This is a genomic window from Conexibacter sp. JCM 18997 (assembly GCF_055391915.1).
In genome coordinates this window covers 969,365-987,127 of record NZ_AP043885.1, presented here as the reverse complement: position 1 = coordinate 987,127, position 17,763 = coordinate 969,365, and the positions used below count along the sequence as shown (strand labels likewise).

Here is a 17,763-nt window from a genome sequence, read left to right as displayed (position 1 = left end):
CTCTCGCGGCATGTGCACGCGGATCTTCTGGAACGACAACCCGCAGGCCAAGGTCGTCTCCCGCACGATCGACTGGGAGTTCAGCGACGAGCCGCGGATGTGGGTGCTCCCGCGCGGTCTGCAGCGCGGTGGTGACACCGGCGCCGGCACCGCGCAGTGGACCTCCAGGCACGGCAGCGTCTCGCTCAGCGCCTGGGACGCGGGCACCGGCGAGTGCTTCAACGAGCACGGGCTCGCCGCCCACGCGCTGTACCTGGGCGCGGCCGGCTACGAGCCGCCCGACGCGCGGCCCGGCGTCAGCAACGTGATGTGGACGCAGTACGTCGTCGACCACTTCACGACGGTGGCCGAGGCGCTGGACGGGCTGGCCGACGTGCGGGTCGTGCCCGAGCTGGTGGCCGGCCAGAACCTGCCGCTGCACCTGGCGCTCGAGGATCCCAGCGGCGACAGCGCGATCGTCGAGATGCTCGACGGCCGGGCGGTCGTCCACCACGGCCCCGAGCACACCGTGATGGCCAACGACCCCGACTACGAGCAGCAGTTGGCCAACGCGCGCCGCTACACGGCGTTCGGCGGCGACCTGCCGCTGCCCGGCGACATCGTCTCGGCCGACCGCTTCGTCCGCGCGAAGTACTTCCTCGAGCACCTGCCCGAGCCGGCCGACGAGCTGGAGGCGGTCGCGGGCGTGATCGGCCTGGCCCGCAACGTGGCCATCCCCTTAGGAGCGCCCGACAACCTGTTTCCGTCCTACCCGACGTGGTGGCTGAGCTGCGCCGACCTGACCGACCGCGTCTACTACTTCCAGTCGACGCGCTCGCCCAACGTGATCTGGCTCGAGCTCGACGCGCTGGACTTCTCGCCGGGCAGCGGCGTGCGCGCGCTGAACCCGCGCGAGGTCACGCTCGTGGGCGACGTGCGCGATCGCCTCGCGCCCGCGCAGCTGCCGTTCGGCCTGCCCACGGACGGCTGATCGGTCAATCAGCCGAACGGTGTAAAGAACCTGGGTCATCAGGCCGATGGCTCGGGGTGATGGCCACGCGCCTCGCCCACTGGCTGTGCCCGACGGAGCTCGACCGAGCGCGCATGCTCGACAACTCGGGTCGGATGCTGCGCGCCCGCGCGATCACCGCGGCGGCCGTGGGCGCGACGCTGATCTACTTCGCGCCGGAATACGGCTGGTGGACGCTGGTCCTCTTCGCCGTCGCGCTGGCCAACCTGCTGACGCTCGACCGGCGCATCGCCGCCAGTGCGCATCCGGAGCTGCACGTCGCGTCCAGCCTCGTGCTGATGGAGGCGGTGCTGGCCGCCGCGGTCGGCCTGTCGGGCGGCCCGTCCAGCCCGGCGCTGCCCTGGCTCGTCTTCCCGGCCGCGTTCTCGGCCGCGCGCTTTCGCGGCTCGGTCGTGTTCGTCTTCGTCGGCCTGGCCGTGGCGATGCTGGCCGCGGCCACGGCGGGCGTGGACACCGCCGCGTTCCTGACCGACCCGGCGCCTGTGCTGATCTCGACCGTGCTGCTGGTCGGCGTGACCGCGTGCGTGTACGTCCTCAACGCCGCCGAGGCCGAGCAGCGCGAGGGCGCGGGCCTGGACCATCTGACCGGCCTGCTCAACCGCACGTCGCTGCAGCTGCGCTTCGACGAGCTCGTCCAGCAGGCGTCGCTGTTCGGCGAGGCCGTCAGCGTGATCGTGCTGGACCTGGACCACTTCAAGGCGATCAACGACGAGCACGGCCACGCCCGCGGTGACGCCGTCCTGCGCGAGGTGGCCTACACGCTGCGCCGTCAGCTGCGCTCGTTCGAGCTCGTCTACCGGGTCGGCGGCGAGGAGCTGCTCGTGCTGCTGCCCGGAACCGACGTGATGGCCGCGGCCGCCGTGGCCGAGCGCCTGCGCCGCGCGATCAGCGGCGCGCAACCCGGCGGCCTGCCGGTGACCGCCTCCTTCGGGGTCGCCGAAGCCAGCGAGCACGCCACGCTGGACGAGACCTTCGACGCGGCCGACGGCGCGCTGTACGCGGCCAAGACCGCCGGGCGCGACTGCGTGCGCGTGGCCGGCGGCATGCAGGCCGCGCTGGCCGAGGCCGCTTGACGTCGCAATAGCCTGCCGTCCGGTGCTGATCACCGTCTCGGTCAATGGCCAGGAGCACACCCGCGACGTCGAGCCGCGGCTGCTGCTCGTCCACTTCCTGCGCGACCAGCTCGACCTGACCGGCACGCACTGGGGCTGCGACACGTCCAACTGCGGCACGTGCGTCGTGCTCATGGACGGCGAGCCGGTCAAGTCCTGCACCGTGCTGGCCGCCACCGCGACGGCCTACGAGATCACCACCGTCGAGGGCCTGGCCCGCGACGGCCAGCTCGATCCCGTCCAGCAGGGCTTCCACGAGGAGCACGGGCTGCAGTGCGGATTCTGCACCTCGGGCATGATGCTGACCGCCCGCGCGCTCCTGGACGGCAACCCGGACCCGACCGACCAGGAGATCCGCGAGGCGATCTCGGGCCAGGTCTGCCGCTGCACCGGCTACGCGATGATCGTGCGCTCGATCCGCTGGGCCGCCGAGCACCCGGACGCCTGACCGCCTCAACGACCCCGCCGTTGTCCGATTCGACCCGGATAGCGGGACCGAGCGGACAACGGCCGCGGGGCCGGCAGCGCGCGGCTCAGCCCTCGGTCACCCCGCGCCAGAGCGTGACGTGCGTCTTGGGCCGCACGCGGGTCGAGACGCTCCCGGCGCGGCCGGTGGCGATGGCCTGCGTCGCGTCGGGCGTCGTGGCGAAGCGGGCCAGCGCGAGGGCGGCGGGCAGCGCGCGGCCGACGCCGAGCGTGTTGGCGTGCCACAGCTCGACGACCGGGGTGCCACGCACGTCCAGGCGGACGAGGCCGTGGCGGCGGACCTCCTCGACGACCGCGTGGGCCAGCGCGAGCACGATCCCCTCCCCCGCCGCGGCGGCGGCCAGGGCGGCCGCGCTGCTGCTGTAGGTGACGATCTCCGCGGGGTCCAGGTCGTGGCGGGCGAAGAACAGGCCGGTCCCGGTGGACACGTCCAGCTCGGGCTGGCCGACGACCCAGCGCTCGCCGGCCAGGTCCGCCGGGGCGATGTCGCGCCGGCCGGCCAGCGGGTGGCCGGGCGCGGCGACCAGCACCAGCCGGCAGCGCAGGAACGGCGCGGAGGCGATCGCCGTGCGCTCGGGGCCGGGCGCCGGGCCGAGCGCGACGTCGGCCCGCCGGTGCTCCAGCGCGTCGGCGAACGCCTGGCCCGGGACGGTCTCGACCCCGATCTCCAGGCCCGCGTCGCGCGCGCTGAACGCGTCGATCATCGGGCCGATGTGCTCGGCCACCAGGCCGCTGGCCACGACCTGCAGCGTGCGCGCCGAGCCCGGCGAGTCCTGCACGGAGCGGCGCGCCTGGTCGGCCAGCCCGAGGATCTCACCGGCCAGGGCGGCCAGCCGCCGGCCGCCCGCGGTCAGCGCGATCCCGCGGCCCTCGCGCACGAACAGCTCGTCGCCCAGCTCCTTGCGCAACGCGGCCACGGCCACCGACACGGCGGGCTCGGTCACGTCGAGCTCGGCGGCCGCGGCCTTGACCGAGCCGTGCCGGGCCACCAGGACGAAGGACTGCAGTTGGGCGAGGGTCATTCGGGGTTGCGACTTTGGCCTAAGTGATCCCTTAGGTCACGTTTGACGCCACGACCCTAACAGCGGGATGGTTGCCCAGGAGAGAGGAGCTGAGGGTCCAACTTGCAGGTACCAGCACCGTTTGACTACGAGCGTGCGACCAGCGTCGACGAGGCGCTCGCGCTGCTGCAGCAGCTCGGTCCCGACGCGCGTCTGCTCGCCGGCGGCCACTCGCTGCTGCCCATGATGAAGCTGCGCCTGGCCGCGCCCGCGCACGTGATCGACATCGATCCGCTGGCCGCCGAGCTGGGCTACGTGCGCGAGCACGACGGCGAGGTGCGCATCGGCGCGATGACCCGCCATCGCGCCCTGCTGGAGTCCGACCTGCTGGCCGCGCGGATGGCCATCTTCGTCGACGCCGAGCGCCGCATCGCCGATCCGATCGTGCGCAACCGCGGCACGATCGGCGGCGCGCTGTGCCAGGCCGATCCCTCTGAGGACCTGTCGGCCGTGTGCGCCGCCATCGACGCGCTGATGGTCATCCGCGGCAGCGACGGCGAGCGCGTCGTCGACATGGCCGAGTTCCACGTCGGCCCGTACCGCACCGCGGTCGGCCCGGCCGAGATGCTGGTCGAGATCCGCGTGGCGCTGACCGAGCGCACCGGCAGCGCATACGAGAAGGTCGACCGGCGCGTCGGCGACTGGGCGGTGGCCGCCGCGGGCGCCGCGCTCACGCTGGACGCCGCCGGCATCGTCACCCGGGCCGGTGTCGCGCTGGCCGCGGCCGGCGGCGAGATCACCTCGCCCGAGGCCGAACGCTCGCTGGTCGGCCACCCGCCGACCGAGGAGCAGATCGCGCAGGCCGCCCGCCTGGCCGCCGCCGGCTGCTCGCCGGTGACCGACCAGCGCGGCTCGGCCGACTACAAGCGCCACGTCGTGGGCGTCCTCACCGAGCGCGCGCTGCGGCGCGCGGCGGCGCGGGCGCGAGGAGAGGAAGTCAACCCAGGAGGTGAGGCATGCCGGCGTTGATCGGCGCGTCCACGGGCTGGTACGTCGGGCTGGCCATCGGGATCGTGGTGCTCGCCGTCGTCGCGGCGATCGTCATCACCATCGTGGTGCTGGCCCTGCGGATCGCCAAGCAGGCGCGCACCGCCGTCGCGGGGCTGGAGGTCGTCCGGGCGCAGACCGCCGGGCTGGAGGGCATCGACCGCATCAACGACTCGGGCGTGCGCATCCTGCACTCGGCCCGGGCGCTGCGCAAGGTGGCGGTGGGCAAATGAGCGGCACCACCGTCTGGACCATCAGCCTGATCATCGGGCTGGTCGCCGCGCTCGTCGTGGCCGGCCTGCTGGTGATGCTCGTGCGCGCGGTGGCCGACATCCGCACCTCCACCGGGCGCCTGCTCGGCGTCGCCGTCGAGGTGGCCGGCCAGACCGCGCACATCCCCAAGCTCGAGGCGACCGCGCCCGTGCTCGGCCTGATCGTCACGGAGGCCGTCGTGCAGGACAGCTACATGAACGCGCTGACCGATGGCTACGGGCCGGTGAACGCCGGATGAGCACCCAGGACACCCTCATCCTGCTCAGCGTGATCCTGGCCGTCGTCGTGGTCGCCGTGCTGGCCACCGCGCTGATCCTCGTGCGCCGGGGCCTGGAGGCCGCCGCCGACGACCTGACCACGCTGGCCGGCGCGCTGACCGACGTCGAGGCCGGACACCTGCGCCCGCTGGAGCCCGCGGTCACCGCGATCAACGGGCAGTTCGCCACGATCCTCGGCGCGCTGCCGGGCATCGGGGCCAAGGCCGCGATCGTGGCCGAGAGGAGGCCGTCATGACCCTGCTGTGGATCGGCGACGCCGTGCTGCTGCTCGTCGTGCTGCCGATCGTCATCTACCTGCTGCGCGGCGTGCTGGGCGCGGTCAACCGCATCGTTCCCGCGGTCGAGCAGATCGGCACGGCGGCCGCGGCGCTGTCGCGCGATCTGGACGCCGCGCCCCTGCTGCTGACCACGCAGGACCAGGCCATCCAGACGATCGCCGGGGTCGCCGCGTACGGCGGCTCGCTGGACGTGATCGTCGACGACTACGTCCCCGAGGAGGCTCACGCATGAGCGCCGCCGCCGTCGTCCTGATCGTCGCGGTCGTGCTGATCATCGCCGCGTTGGCCGCGTTCCTGCTGCCGGTGATCGTCGGGCTGGTCCGGATCAACAAGGGCCTCGATGCGGCGATCGCCTCGGTCGGGGAGATCATCGAGAAGACGACCCCCGTCAACGACGTCGTCCAGACCATCAACGCCAACCTGGACGCGGGCGTCGACGCGCTCGAGGGTCTGCTGGTCAAGAAGGCCGGCCTGCCGGACGCGATGGGGCTGATCGACGGGCTGTACCCCGGCGCCGCCGCGGCCGGGCTGCGCAACTTCCCCGACAGCGCCACGACCCGGGGGCCGCGCATCGCCGAGGTCTACACGCGCGGCGTCCTGACCCTGGCCCGGCTGGGTCGCGAGGCGCCGATCGCCGCGCTGAGCCCCAACGGCCCGGCGCTGCGCAACCCGTCCTACGGCGCGCACGCGGCGATGGACCTGTACCCCGACGTGCGCCACACGCGCCCGTCGAAGCTGCCGCGCTCGCCGGTGATCGGCACCGACGCCCCCGTCCAGTACCCCGAGAGGAGTCTCGATGCAGACGCCAGCGCCGTTTGAGTACGAGCGCGCCACGAGCGTCGACGCGGCAATCGCGTCGCTGGAGCGCCTCGGGCCCGAGGCGCGCATCATCGCCGGCGGCCACAGCCTGCTGCCGATGATGAAGCTGCGTCTGGCCAACCCCGCGCACCTGATCGACATCAACGGGCTCGGCGAGCTCTCCTACATCCGCGAGGAGGGCGACGAGATCGCCATCGGCGCGCTCACCCGCCACGTCGACCTGCAGCAGTCCGCGCTGCTGGCCCAGTGGTTCCCGGTATTCGCCGAGGCCGAAGACGTGATCGCCGACCCGGTCGTGCGCAACCGCGGCACGATCGGCGGCTCGCTGTGCCAGGCCGACGCGGCCGAGGACCTGTCGGCCGTCTGCTCGGCGCTTAAGGCGCGGGTGGTCATCCGGGGCGCCGAGGCCGAGCGGGTGGTGCCGATGGACGGGTTCCACATCGGGCCGTACATGACCGCCGTGGGCGCCGGGGAGCTGCTCACCGAGGTGCGCCTGACCAAGCGACCCGGCGGCGGCAGCGCGCACGAGAAGGTCGAGCGTCGCGCGGGCGACTTCGCGATCGCCGCGGCCTCGGCCGCGGTGTGGCTGGACGGCGGCGTGATCGCCGACGCCGGGATCGCGCTGGCCGCGGTCGGGCCGACGACCGTCGACCTGCACCGCGCGGAGGAGCTGCTGCGCGGGCAGGCGCCGTCGGAGGACCTGTTCGCCCAGGCCGGCGAGATCGCCGCCGAGGACTGCTCACCCGTGGCCGACAGCCGCGGGCCCGTCGACTACAAGCGCCACCTCGCGGGCGCACTGACCAAGCGAGCGCTGCGCCGGGCCACGGCCAGCGCGCTGCGCCAGGAGGCCTGACATGCAGGTGACGATGACCGTCAACGGCGAGCAGGTCACGCGCGACGTGGAGCCCCGGCTGCTGCTCGTGCACTTCCTGCGCCAGGACCTGGAGCTGACCGGCACGCACTGGGGCTGCGACACGTCCAACTGCGGCGCCTGCGTCGTGCTGGTCAACGATCAGCCGGTGAAGTCGTGCACCACGCTGGCCGTGATGTGCGAGGGCGCCGAGGTGCGCACCGTCGAGGGGCTCGAGGTCGACGGCCGGCTGGACCCGATCCAGCAGGGCTTCCACGAGATGCACGCGCTGCAGTGCGGCTTCTGCACGCCCGGCATGCTGATGACCGGACGCGCCTTGCTGGACGAGAACCCCAACCCCACCGACCTGGAGATCCGCACCGCGATCTCCGGCGCCATCTGCCGCTGCACGGGCTACCAGAACATCGTCGCCGCGGTCCGCTGGGCCGCGGAGCACCCCGCCACCGAGACCCAGGAGGTCTGAGCATGGCGACCATCGAGAACCTCCCCTCCCCCGAGACCGAGCGTCCGATCGGCTTCGGGCGGCTGAAGCGCAAGGAGGACGCGCGCTTCATCCGCGGCCAGGGCAAGTACCTGGACGACATCGTCCTGCCCGGCATGCTGCACGGCGCGATCCTGCGCAGCCCCTACGCGCACGCCGAGATCGTCTCGATCGACACCTCCGAGGCGCTCGCGCACCCCAACGTCGCGGCGGTCGTCACCGCCAAGGACCTGGAGACGCTCGGGCTGGCCTGGATGCCGACGATCTCCTACGACACGCAGGCCGTGCTGGCCGGCGACAAGGTCCGCTTCCAGGGCCAGGAGGTCGCGTTCGTCATCGCCACCGACGAGTACTCGGCCCGCGACGCGCTCGCGCTGATCGACGTCGAGTACGAGCCGCTGCGGCCCGTGGTCAACGCGCGCAAGGCGCTGGACGCCGACGCGCCGCTGATCCGCGACGACAAGGTCGGCCAGGTCGACAACCTGGCCAGCCCGACCTGGGAGGCCGGCGACGAGGAGGCCACCCAGCGCGTCTTCGCCGAGGCCGACGTCGTGGTGACCCGCGACATCATGTACCCGCGCTGCCACCCGGCGCCGATGGAGACGTGCGGGATGATCGCCGACTTCAACCCGAAGACCGGTCAGCTGGACCTCTACAACGGCAACCAGGCGCCGCACGTGCACCGCACGGTCTACGCGCACGTGGCCGGGCTGCCCGAGCACATGATCCGGATCATGTGCAACGACATCGGCGGCGGCTTCGGCAACAAGGTGCCGGTGTACCCGGGCTACGTGTGCGCGATCGCCGGCTCGATCGTGGCCGGCGCCCCGGTCAAGTGGGTCGAGGACCGCAGCGAGAACCTGATGTCCACCGGCTTCGCCCGCGACTACATCATGCACAGCTCGATCTGCGCCAAGGACGGCAAGATCACCGGCCTGAAGGTCGACGTGATCGCCGACCACGGCGCGTTCGACTCGACCGCGCAGCCGACGAAGTTCCCCGCCGGGTTCTTCCACATCTGCTGCGGCTCCTACGACCTGGAGGCCGCGCACATCAAGGTCAAGGCGGTCTACACGAACAAGGCCCCCGGCGGGGTCGCCTACCGCTGCTCGTTCCGCATCACCGAGGCGGTCTACCTGGTCGAGCGCATGGTCCACGCGCTGGCGCTGGAGATGGGCATCGACGAGGTCGACCTGCGCATGGGCAGCTTCATCGGGCCCGAGCAGTTCCCCTACGAGACGACGACCGGCTGGACCTACGACTCCGGCAACTACGCGCATACGATGCGGGTGGCCATGGACATCGCCGGCTACGAGGATCTGCGCCGCGAGCAGGCCGAGAAGCGGGCGCGCGGCGAGCTGATGGGCATCGGCGTGTCGTTCTTCACCGAGGGCGTCGGCGCCGGTCCGCGCGCGCACATGGACATCCTCGGGATGTCGATGAACGACGGCGCCGACCTGCGCGTGCACCCGTCGGGCCAGGCGGTCGTCTCGCTCAGCGCCCAGACGCAGGGCCAGGGCCACGAGACGACGTTCGCTCAGATCGTGGCCGAGGAGCTGGGCATCCCGCCCGAGGACGTCGAGGTGCGCCACGGCGACACCGACAAGTCGCCCTACGGGCTGGGCACCTACGGCTCGCGCTCGACGCCGGTGTCGGGCGCCGCGGTGGCGGTCGTCTCGCGCAAGGTGCGCGACCGGGCCCGCCTGATCGCCGCGCAGATGCTCGAGACCCGGCCCGAGGACCTGGCCTGGACGAAGGGCCGCTGGCACGTCAAGGGCGACCCCGAGCAGGGCGTCGACATCGGCGACATCGCCGGGCGGGCCTACAGCGGCGAAGCGCTGCCCGAGGGCCTGGAGGGCGGCCTGGACGCGCAGGTCATCTACGACCCGCCGAACCTGACCTACCCCTACGGTGCGTACATCGCCGTCGTGGACATCGACCCCGACACGGCCTACGTGAAGGTGCGCCGGTTCATCGCCGTGGACGACTGCGGCGTGCGCATCAACCCGATGATCGTCGACGGGCAGATCCACGGCGGGCTGGCCGAGGGCATCGGCATCGCGCTGATGGAGGTCATCACGTTCGACGACGAGGGCAACTGCCTGAACTCGTCGTTCATGGACTACCAGATCCCCACCGCGCTGGAATGCCCCGAGTTCGAGCTGGGCGAGACGGTCACGCCCTGCCCGCACCACCCGATCGGGGCCAAGGGCGTGGGCGAGTCGCCCAACGTCGGCTCGCCGCCGGCGATCGTCAACGCGGTCATCGACGCGCTGCACCAGACGCACGGCGTCACGCACATCGACATGCCCTGCTCGCCGGCGCGCGTGTGGGCCGCGATGCAGGGCCGCCCGGAGCCGCCCCAGTGACACCGGGCGCCACCGGCGACGCGGCGGGCGAGGTCCGCCATCTGGTCCCCGACGTGGAGACGCTGGCCCAACGGCTGGCCGGCGTCGACTACCTCGTGGACGAGGGCCTGGCCACCGGCATGTTCCTCAGCCTGCGCCTGCCCCAGCCGCTCCTGTTGGAGGGCGAGGCGGGCGTGGGCAAGACCGAGGCGGCCAAGGCGCTGGCCCAGATCCTCGACACGCCGCTCGTGCGGCTGCAGTGCTACGAGGGCATCGACGCCGCCGAGGCGCTGTACGAGTGGAACTACCCGCGCCAGCTGCTGGCCATCCGGCTGGCCGAGGCCCAGGGCGAGGGCCTGCGCGAGGAGGACCTGTTCGGGCCCGACTACCTGGTCGCCCGACCGCTGCTGCGCGCGCTGCAGCACCCCGGGCCGCGGCCCGCGGTGCTGCTGATCGACGAGGTCGACCGCGCCGACGACGACTTCGAGGCGTTCCTGCTCGAGCTGCTGGCCGAGGCGGCCGTGACGATCCCCGAGCTGGGCACGATCCGGGCCACGCACCCGCCGGTGATCGTGCTCACCTCCAACCGCACCCGCGACCTGCACGACGCGGTCAAGCGGCGCTGCCTCTACCAGTGGATCGACTACCCGTCGCCCGAGCGCGAGGTCGACATCATCCGCCGGCGCGTGCGCGGCGCGGCCGAGACGCTGGCCGTGCAGGTGGCCGACGCGGTGGCCCGCATGCGCGACAGCGACGTGCAGAAGCCGCCGGGGATCGCCGAGGCGATCGACTGGCTGGCCGCCCTGGAGCTGCTGGGCATCGCCGCGCTGGACGCCGCCGCGATCGACCGCACGCTGGGCACCGTCCTGAAGTACGCCGACGATCAGGCGCTCGTGCGCGAGGCCGGCCTGGAGACGCTGGTCGGCGGCGATGGCTGACTTCGGCGTCGAGACGATCGAGCTGGACCTGGCGCTGCTGGCCGGCGTGTTCGGCCGCCGGCTGCACGACGCCGGCGTCCCGGTGACCGCCGAGCGCGCCGCCCGCTTCGCCCAGGCGCTGGCGCTGGTCCGCCCGCTCTCGCGTCGGCGCCTGTACTGGACGGCCCGCGCCGCGTTCGTCTCCGGCCGCGGCCAGGTCCCCGCCTTCGACGCCGTGTTCGCCGACGTGTTCGGCGCCCGCCACGAGGGCACCCCGCTGCCCGACGCCGAGCACCTGCGCCGCGTGCCCGCGCCGCCCGACGCGCGCCCGATGCACGAGCGCACCGCCAGCCAGGCGACCGGCGCTCCGGGGCTGAGCGCCTCGCCGGCCCCCGGCCACCAGGGCGACGGCGAGGACGAGCCCCCGCGCGACGTGACCGTGCCGATGGTGGCCAGCGCCGACGAGGTCCTGCGGGCCAAGCGCTTCGAGACGCTGGAGCCCGACGAGCTGGTCGAGCTGGACCGGCTCATGCGCCGGCTGCGGATCGCCACGCCCGAGCGGCGCACCCGCCGCCGCGTGCGCGAGCGCCACGGCGAGCGCATCGACCTGCGACGCACGCTGCGCGGCTCGCTGCGCACGGGCGGCGACCCGATCCGCCTGGCCCGCCGGCGCCGGCGCGTGGTCCCGCGCCGCCTGGTCATGCTGCTGGACATCTCCGGCTCGATGGAGCCCTACGCCCGCGCCTACCTGCAGTTCCTCAACTGCGCCGCGGGCGCCGGGCCGAACGCCGAGGCGTTCGTCTTCGCCACCCGGCTGACGCGCGTGACCCGCGCCCTGCGCGACGGCACGCCCCAGCGGGCGCTGCAGCGCGCGGCCGACGCCGCGCCGGACTGGTCGTCGGGCACGCGCATCGGCGACGCGCTGCGCGCGTTCAACGACCGTCACGGCCGGCGCGGCATGGCCCGCGGCGCCGTCGTGGTGATCCTGTCCGACGGCTGGGAGCGCGGCGATCCCGAGGCGGTCGGCCGCGAGATGGAGCGTCTGGCCCGCCTGGCCCACCGGATCGTCTGGGTCAACCCGCGCGTGGCCGCCGCCGGCTTCCAGCCCCGCGCCGGCGGGATGGCGGCGGCGCTGCCGCACTGCGACGCGCTGGTCAGCGGCCACACGCTGGACGCCCTGACCGCGGTCGTCAGCGCGATCGCCGGCGACGACCCCGACGCCCCGCGCTGGTCGCCCGAGCCCGAGCCCGAGGAGGAGGCGTGGGCCAGCGCCACGCCGCTGCCCGGGAGCTCGGTGGCGATGCCCAGCGGTCACGGCCCCAGCCGCGGCAACACGACCCCGGGATGGTCCCGATGAACGAGCCCCGCGTCCCCATCTGCATCTACCCCGGCTGCGAGCGTGCGGCGATGGCCGCGCACGCGCTGGGCGGCCCGCCGTCGGCGTTCTGCGACCGCGAGGACCACAACGCGCTGACCGCGCACCAGGAGCGCGTGCGTCGCGCCAACGATGAGGAGAGGAGTGCAACCCGTGGCTGACGAGGCCTATCGCGCGGTGTTCCTGCGCGTGCATCCGACGGGCAAGATGGTGCTGAGCCTGACCACCGAGCCCGACGGCAACGAGGGGCGCTACGCCCAGCTCGTGGCCGACCGGCTCGGCGTGCCGCCGCTCGACGTCAAGGTCGTGCCCGCCGACACCAACCGCTTCGGCGTCGGCCACGGCTTCAACACGGCGCCGTCGGGTGGCGTCGTCGCGGCGATCGACAGCGCCAGCGAGAAGATCCTGACCAAGGCCCAGCTGCTGGCCGGCGCGGAGCTGCAGACGCCGCCCGAGCAGCTCACCTGGTCCGACGGCGCCTTCCTGGCCGGCGCGGAGGCCAAGCCGCTGACCATCGCCGACATCGCCATGTACGCCCACGGCAGCGGCGCGCTGCCGCCCGGCGTCGAGGGCGGCCTGGACGCGCAGACCGTGTACCGCGACTGACCATGGCCATCCCGGCAGGCACCTACGTCCTCGGCCCCGACCAGGCTTCGCTGACCGTCCACACCCGCAAGGGCGGCGCGGCGGCCAAGGCCGGCCACGACCTGACCATCGCGGTGACCGACTGGCAGGCGACGCTGACCGTCGCCGACGACCCGGCCCGGTCCGCGCTGGAGCTGAGCGCGCAGGCCGACTCGCTGAAGGTCCTCGAGGGCCACGGCGGCATGATGGCGCTCGGCGCCGAGGAGACGTCCAGCATCGAGCAGTCGATGCGCGAGGACGTGCTCAAGAGCACCCCGATCGCCTACCGGTCGACGAGCGTGGCCTCCGACGGCAACGGCGGCCTGCACGTTGACGGCGCGCTGGAGCTGCACGGGCGCCAGGTCCCGATCGGCTTCGACCTGACCGTGACCGACGGCCATCTGACCGGCTCGGCCACCGTCAACCAGACCGCGTTCGGCATGAAGCCCTACTCCGCGCTGTTCGGGACCTTGAAGGTCCTCGACGACGTCCGCGTCGAGGTCGACGCCCCGCTGCCCCCACCTTCGTAGACCCACAGGAGCACAGACACATGGTTGAGCTGGATCACGCATTCCCGACGGGCCCCGACACCTGGGCGACGATCACCGACCTCGAGCGGGTCATCCCCTGCGTCGAGGGCGGCCGCGTCGTCGAGGCCACCAGCCCCGAGGAGGCCAAGGCGGAGATCGTCGTGAAGATGGGCGCGATGTCGATGACCTTCACCGGCACGGTCAAGCTCGTCGAGCGCGACGACGACGCCCAGCGCGCGGTGCTGAAGGTGCGCTCCAAGGAGAAGGGCGGTCAGGGCTTCGCCAACGCCGAGGCGACCTTCACGCTGAACGGCGACGGCGGCACCCTGCACACCGCGGCGCAGATCAGCGGCAAGGCGGCGTCGATGGGCGAGGGCGTCGTGCAGAGCGTGCTCGACGCGCTGATCAAGGACTTCACCGGGAAGCTGGCGACCGCTTGATCAAGACGATGCGCGAGGTGGGCGCCGGCGAGGTGCCGATGGGAGGCGGGACGGCGGTCCAGGACAACCCGGACCGCCCCGTCTTCCGCGGCAACGGGCCGGACGACTACGTGTGCGTGTCGTGCGGGAACGTGCTGGCGGCGGAGATGGACCCGGCGTACATGAGCAAGCGCGTGCGCATCAAGTGCGGGCGCTGCCGGACGGTCAACGTCGTCGCGCTCGACGAGTCGGTGGACCCGCGCACGCTGCGCGGGTTCGGCCCCAAGGGCGTGTCCTGATGAGCGCGACCGAGGAGCGCCCGATCGGGTTCGGCCGGCTGCGGCGCAAGGAGGACGCGCGCTTCATCCGGGGCCAGGGCCGCTACGTCGACGACATCAAGCTCCCCCGAATGCTGCACGGCGCGGTCCTGCGCTCGCCGCTGGCCCACGCGCGCATCGTCTCGATCGACACCACGGCGGCGCTGCAGCATCCGCGCGTGCACGCCGTGCTGACCGGCGCCGACCTGGACGCGCGCGGCATGGCCTGGATGCCGACGATGTCCAGCGACACCCAGGCGGTGCTGGCCACCGACAAGGTGCGCTTCCAGGGCCAGGAGGTCGCGTTCGTGATCGCCGACGACCACTACGCCGCCCGCGACGCCCTCGAGCTGATCGACGTCGACTACGAGCCGCTGGACGTCGTCGTCGACGCGCGCGCGGCGCTGGAGCCCGGCGCCCCGCTGATCCGCGACGACCACGTCGGGCGCACCGACAACCACGTGTTCGACTGGGAGTCGGGGGACGCGGCGGCCACGGCCGCCTCCTTCGCCGCAGCGGACGTCGTGGTCGAGCAGGAGATGGTCTTCCCGCGCTCGCACCCGGCGCCGATGGAGACCTGCGCCGCGCTGGCCGACTGGGACGCCGTCGGCGAGAAGCTGACGGTGTGGTGCACCACCCAGGCGCCGCACGCGCACCGCACGATGTACGCGCTCATCACCGGCCTGCCCGAGCACAAGATCCGCGTGATCTCCCCCGACGTCGGCGGCGGCTTCGGCAACAAGGTGCCGGTGTATCCCGGCTACATCTGCGCGATCGTCGGCGCGATGACCGTCGGCCAGCCCGTCAAGTGGGCCGAGGACCGCGCGGAGAACCTGATGTCGACCGGCTTCGCCCGCGACTACCGGATGGTCGGGCGCATCGCCGCGACGACGGCGGGCCGCATCACCGCGCTGGAGGTCGAGGTGATCGCCGACCACGGCGCGTTCAACGCCGCCGCCCAGCCGACGCGCTATCCGGCGGGATTCTTCAGCGTCTTCACCGGCTCCTACGACATCGACGCCGCGCACTGCCGCGTGACCGGGGCCTACACGAACAAGGCCCCGGGCGGCGTGGCCTACGCGTGCTCGTTCCGCATCGCCGAGGCGGTGTACCTGGTCGAGCGGATGGTCGACTGCCTGGCCCGCGAGCTGGGCACCGACCCCGCGCGGCTGCGGCTGGACAACCTCCTGCGCCCCGAGCAGTTCCCCTACGAGAGCAAGACCGGCTGGGTCTACGACTCGGGCGACTACGCGGCCACGCTGACCCAGGCGCTGGACCTGGCCGGCTACGACGCGCTGCGGGCCGAGCAGGCGCAGCGCCGGGCCCGGGGCGAGATCATGGGCATCGGCCTGGGCTTCTTCACCGAGGCGGTCGGCGCCGGCCCGCGCAAGCACATGGACATCATGGGCCTGGGCATGAACGACGGAGCCGCGCTGCGCGTGTACCCGACCGGCAAGGCGCAGCTGTCGATCAGCGTGCAGACCCAGGGCCAGGGCCACGAGACGACGTTCGCCCAGATCGTCGCCGAGGAGCTGGGCATCCCGCCCGAGGACGTCGAGGTCGTCCATGGCGACACCGACACCACGCCCTACGGGCTGGGCACCTACGGCTCGCGCTCGACGCCGGTCAGCGGGGCGGCCACCGCGCTGGCCGCCCGCAAGGTGCGCGAGCGGGCGCGGGTCGTGGCCGCCGCGATGCTCGAGGTCGCCCCCGACGACCTGGAGTGGGTCAAGGGCCCGCCCTCGCGCTGGGCGGTCAAGGGCGACCCCGAGCAGGCGGCCACGCTGCCGGACATCGCGCTGGCCTCCCGGGGCTCGATCGAGCTGCCGCCCGGGTTCGAGGCGGGCCTGGACGCCGAGGCGGTCTACGACCCGCCGAACCTGACCTTCCCGTTCGGCGCCTACCTGTGCGTGGTCGACATCGACCCGGGCACCGCCGCGGTGACCGTGCGGCGCTTCGTGGCCATCGACGACTGCGGCACGCGCATCAACCCGATGATCATCGAGGGCCAGGTGCACGGCGGGCTGACCGACGGCGTCGGCATGGCGCTGATGGAGACGATCGCCTACGACGAGGAGGGCAACTGCCTCGGGGGGACGCTGATGGACTACCTGATCCCGACCGCGCTGGAGGTCCCCGACTGGGAGACCGGCTTCACGGTCACCCCGTCCCCGCACCATCCGATCGGGGCCAAGGGCATCGGGGAGTCGGCGACCGTCGGCTCGCCGCCGACGATCGTCAACGCGATCTGCGACGCCCTGGAGCCGTTCGGCGTCCGGCACATGGACATGCCGTGCACCCCGTCGCGGGTGTGGGAGGCGATGCAGTCGTGATGAAGCCGGACCTGACCATGCGCGCGTCGCAGCTGATCGCCGACCGCGAGCCGTTCGTCTACGCCACCGTCGTGCGGGCGGCGGCGCCGACCAGCGTGCGGGCGGGCGACACCGCGCTCGTGCACCGCGACGGCGCGATCGACGGCTTCGTCGGCGGCGTGTGCGCCGAGGCGTCGGTGCGCCGCTACGCCGAACGCACGCTGACCACCGGCAAGGCGCTGCTGCTGCGCCTGGAGCCGTCGGTGGGCGAGGAGCACGACGAGGAGGATCGCGACGGCATGATCGTGGCCCACAACCCGTGCCTGAGCGGCGGATCGCTGGAGATCTTCCTGGACCCGCAGCTGCCCGCCGCCCGTCTGGTCATCGCCGGCGACATGCCGATCGCTCGCGCGCTGGAGGAGATCGGGCGCGCCGCCGGCTACGACGTCGTGCGCGGCGAGCCCGACGAGGTCACGCCCGCGGCCGGCGACGACGCCCTGGTGATCGCCTCCCACGGCCGCGGCGAGGAGGTCGTCCTGGCCACCGCGCTGACCGCCGGCGTCCCGTACATCGCCCTGGTCGCCTCGCCCAAGCGCGGTGCCGCCGTGCTCGCCTCGCTGGACGTCGCCGACGACGTGCGCGCCCGCGTGCACACCCCCGCGGGCCTGGACATCGGCGCCCGTTCCCCCGGCGACATCGCGATCTCGATCCTGGCCGAGATCATCGGCCTGCGCGGCTCGGCGCGGGTGCCCGTCCCCGCCGTGGTCGAGCCGCCCACCCTGGCCATCGACCCGATCTGCGGCATGGAGGTCGTGGCCAGCGAGTCGAGCATCCACCTCGACCACGACGGCGAGCGCTTCTACTTCTGCTGCGACGGCTGCCGCGCGATGTTCGTCAAGCAGCAGGCCACCGTCTGATCAGCGCTTCTGGAAGTGGAGGATGAATCCGCGGGTCGACGGGTCCGACGGGTTGTGGCCGGCCTCGTGACACGTCCACATGCGCATGAGCCCGTTGCTCGGGCGGCGCGCACACTGCCAGCCGTGCGGCGTGCGGTCGTGGATGACCTCCACGGCGAGCGGGGTCGCTTCCGCGCAGGGCATCCTCAGAGCCTCGAACTTCGTGACCCCGAAGCCCGGGACGTGCGGAAACGGGGTGCATGGGGTGGCCAGGGCGGCCGGAGCGCCGAGCGCGCCGATGGTGATCGCGGCGCCCGAGAGGGCCGCGCCGGCGAAGGCGGTGCGAAGTCCGTTGCGCATGACGCGAACG

23 protein-coding genes are annotated in these 17,763 nt (G+C 73.0%); 21 read left to right on the top strand and 2 right to left on the bottom strand.

Annotated features, from left to right (window positions below; genetic code table 11):
• Nucleotides 1–10: 10 nt before the first annotated feature.
• The 3 genes from ACZ5UI_RS05200 to ACZ5UI_RS05190 are packed head-to-tail and all read left to right on the top strand — an operon-like array spanning nt 11 to nt 2,569.
• Nucleotides 11–970 carry a linear amide C-N hydrolase gene (locus ACZ5UI_RS05200; protein WP_464194924.1) on the top strand — a complete coding sequence of 320 codons (960 nt, stop codon included), beginning with the start codon at nt 11–13 and terminating at the stop codon, nt 968–970.
• 59 nt (nt 971–1,029) lie between these two features.
• Nucleotides 1,030–2,082 (top strand): GGDEF domain-containing protein, encoded by a 1,053-nt coding sequence (locus tag ACZ5UI_RS05195; protein WP_464194922.1) that lies wholly within the window; start codon nt 1,030–1,032, stop codon nt 2,080–2,082.
• A 22-nt stretch (nt 2,083–2,104) separates the two neighbouring features.
• The gene (locus ACZ5UI_RS05190) at nt 2,105–2,569 is read left to right on the top strand and encodes a (2Fe-2S)-binding protein (RefSeq protein WP_464194920.1); all 465 of its coding nucleotides are present in this window, start codon (nt 2,105–2,107) and stop codon (nt 2,567–2,569) included.
• An 85-nt stretch (nt 2,570–2,654) separates the two neighbouring features.
• Here the strand turns inward: ACZ5UI_RS05190 and ACZ5UI_RS05185 are convergent, their stop codons facing one another.
• Nucleotides 2,655–3,629 carry a LysR family transcriptional regulator gene (locus ACZ5UI_RS05185; RefSeq protein ID WP_464194918.1) on the bottom strand — a complete coding sequence of 325 codons (975 nt, stop codon included), beginning with the start codon at nt 3,627–3,629 and terminating at the stop codon, nt 2,655–2,657.
• Between the two features lie 102 nt (nt 3,630–3,731).
• Here ACZ5UI_RS05185 and ACZ5UI_RS05180 point away from each other — a divergent pair, with 102 nt between their 5' ends.
• The 18 genes from ACZ5UI_RS05180 to ACZ5UI_RS05095 are packed head-to-tail and all read left to right on the top strand — an operon-like array spanning nt 3,732 to nt 17,414.
• Nucleotides 3,732–4,637 (top strand): FAD binding domain-containing protein, encoded by a 906-nt coding sequence (locus tag ACZ5UI_RS05180; RefSeq protein ID WP_464194916.1) that lies wholly within the window; start codon nt 3,732–3,734, stop codon nt 4,635–4,637.
• Nucleotides 4,625–4,888 carry a hypothetical protein gene (locus ACZ5UI_RS05175; protein ID WP_464194914.1) on the top strand — a complete coding sequence of 88 codons (264 nt, stop codon included), beginning with the start codon at nt 4,625–4,627 and terminating at the stop codon, nt 4,886–4,888. The genes ACZ5UI_RS05180 and ACZ5UI_RS05175 overlap by 13 nt, the downstream gene beginning before the upstream one ends.
• Nucleotides 4,885–5,166 carry a hypothetical protein gene (locus ACZ5UI_RS05170; RefSeq protein ID WP_464194912.1) on the top strand — a complete coding sequence of 94 codons (282 nt, stop codon included), beginning with the start codon at nt 4,885–4,887 and terminating at the stop codon, nt 5,164–5,166. Before ACZ5UI_RS05175 ends, ACZ5UI_RS05170 begins: the two co-directional genes overlap by 4 nt.
• Complete coding sequence (locus ACZ5UI_RS05165) at nt 5,163–5,441, top strand: hypothetical protein (RefSeq protein WP_464194910.1); 279 nt, start codon at nt 5,163–5,165, stop codon at nt 5,439–5,441. Before ACZ5UI_RS05170 ends, ACZ5UI_RS05165 begins: the two co-directional genes overlap by 4 nt.
• Nucleotides 5,438–5,716 (top strand): hypothetical protein, encoded by a 279-nt coding sequence (locus ACZ5UI_RS05160; protein ID WP_464194908.1) that lies wholly within the window; start codon nt 5,438–5,440, stop codon nt 5,714–5,716. The genes ACZ5UI_RS05165 and ACZ5UI_RS05160 overlap by 4 nt, the downstream gene beginning before the upstream one ends.
• On the top strand, nt 5,713–6,303 hold the full coding sequence (locus tag ACZ5UI_RS05155) for a hypothetical protein (protein WP_464194906.1): 591 nt from the start codon (nt 5,713–5,715) through the stop codon (nt 6,301–6,303). Before ACZ5UI_RS05160 ends, ACZ5UI_RS05155 begins: the two co-directional genes overlap by 4 nt.
• Nucleotides 6,281–7,156, top strand: coding sequence for an FAD binding domain-containing protein (locus ACZ5UI_RS05150; RefSeq protein ID WP_464194904.1), 876 nt, complete (start codon nt 6,281–6,283; stop codon nt 7,154–7,156). The genes ACZ5UI_RS05155 and ACZ5UI_RS05150 overlap by 23 nt, the downstream gene beginning before the upstream one ends.
• A 1-nt stretch (nt 7,157) precedes the next feature.
• On the top strand, nt 7,158–7,637 hold the full coding sequence (locus ACZ5UI_RS05145; protein WP_464194902.1) for a (2Fe-2S)-binding protein: 480 nt from the start codon (nt 7,158–7,160) through the stop codon (nt 7,635–7,637).
• A 2-nt stretch (nt 7,638–7,639) separates the two neighbouring features.
• Nucleotides 7,640–10,024: an aerobic carbon-monoxide dehydrogenase large subunit gene (locus ACZ5UI_RS05140; RefSeq protein ID WP_464194900.1), complete on the top strand. Its 2,385-nt coding sequence runs from the start codon at nt 7,640–7,642 to the stop codon at nt 10,022–10,024.
• Nucleotides 10,021–10,941, top strand: a complete 921-nt coding sequence (locus tag ACZ5UI_RS05135) for an AAA family ATPase (RefSeq protein ID WP_464194898.1) — start codon at nt 10,021–10,023, stop codon at nt 10,939–10,941. Before ACZ5UI_RS05140 ends, ACZ5UI_RS05135 begins: the two co-directional genes overlap by 4 nt.
• Complete coding sequence (locus tag ACZ5UI_RS05130; protein WP_464194896.1) at nt 10,934–12,277, top strand: vWA domain-containing protein; 1,344 nt, start codon at nt 10,934–10,936, stop codon at nt 12,275–12,277. Before ACZ5UI_RS05135 ends, ACZ5UI_RS05130 begins: the two co-directional genes overlap by 8 nt.
• A complete protein-coding gene (locus tag ACZ5UI_RS05125) occupies nt 12,274–12,456 on the top strand; it encodes a hypothetical protein (protein WP_464194894.1) in 183 nt (60 codons plus the stop codon). Before ACZ5UI_RS05130 ends, ACZ5UI_RS05125 begins: the two co-directional genes overlap by 4 nt.
• Nucleotides 12,449–12,901 (top strand): molybdopterin cofactor-binding domain-containing protein, encoded by a 453-nt coding sequence (locus ACZ5UI_RS05120; RefSeq protein WP_464194892.1) that lies wholly within the window; start codon nt 12,449–12,451, stop codon nt 12,899–12,901. The genes ACZ5UI_RS05125 and ACZ5UI_RS05120 overlap by 8 nt, the downstream gene beginning before the upstream one ends.
• A 2-nt stretch (nt 12,902–12,903) precedes the next feature.
• A complete protein-coding gene (locus ACZ5UI_RS05115; protein WP_464194890.1) occupies nt 12,904–13,449 on the top strand; it encodes a YceI family protein in 546 nt (181 codons plus the stop codon).
• A 20-nt stretch (nt 13,450–13,469) separates the two neighbouring features.
• Nucleotides 13,470–13,889, top strand: a complete 420-nt coding sequence (locus ACZ5UI_RS05110) for an SRPBCC domain-containing protein (RefSeq protein WP_464194888.1) — start codon at nt 13,470–13,472, stop codon at nt 13,887–13,889.
• The gene (locus ACZ5UI_RS05105) at nt 13,886–14,167 is read left to right on the top strand and encodes a hypothetical protein (protein WP_464194886.1); all 282 of its coding nucleotides are present in this window, start codon (nt 13,886–13,888) and stop codon (nt 14,165–14,167) included. Before ACZ5UI_RS05110 ends, ACZ5UI_RS05105 begins: the two co-directional genes overlap by 4 nt.
• Nucleotides 14,167–16,518 (top strand): aerobic carbon-monoxide dehydrogenase large subunit, encoded by a 2,352-nt coding sequence (locus ACZ5UI_RS05100; RefSeq protein ID WP_464194884.1) that lies wholly within the window; start codon nt 14,167–14,169, stop codon nt 16,516–16,518. Before ACZ5UI_RS05105 ends, ACZ5UI_RS05100 begins: the two co-directional genes overlap by 1 nt.
• Entirely contained in the window at nt 16,518–17,414 is an 897-nt protein-coding gene (locus ACZ5UI_RS05095) for an XdhC family protein (RefSeq protein WP_464194882.1), read from the top strand. Before ACZ5UI_RS05100 ends, ACZ5UI_RS05095 begins: the two co-directional genes overlap by 1 nt.
• Here ACZ5UI_RS05095 and ACZ5UI_RS05090 read toward each other — a convergent pair whose 3' ends face one another.
• Nucleotides 17,415–17,753, bottom strand: a complete 339-nt coding sequence (locus ACZ5UI_RS05090) for a hypothetical protein (RefSeq protein ID WP_464194880.1) — start codon at nt 17,751–17,753, stop codon at nt 17,415–17,417.
• Between the last annotated feature and the right edge of the window lie 10 nt (nt 17,754–17,763).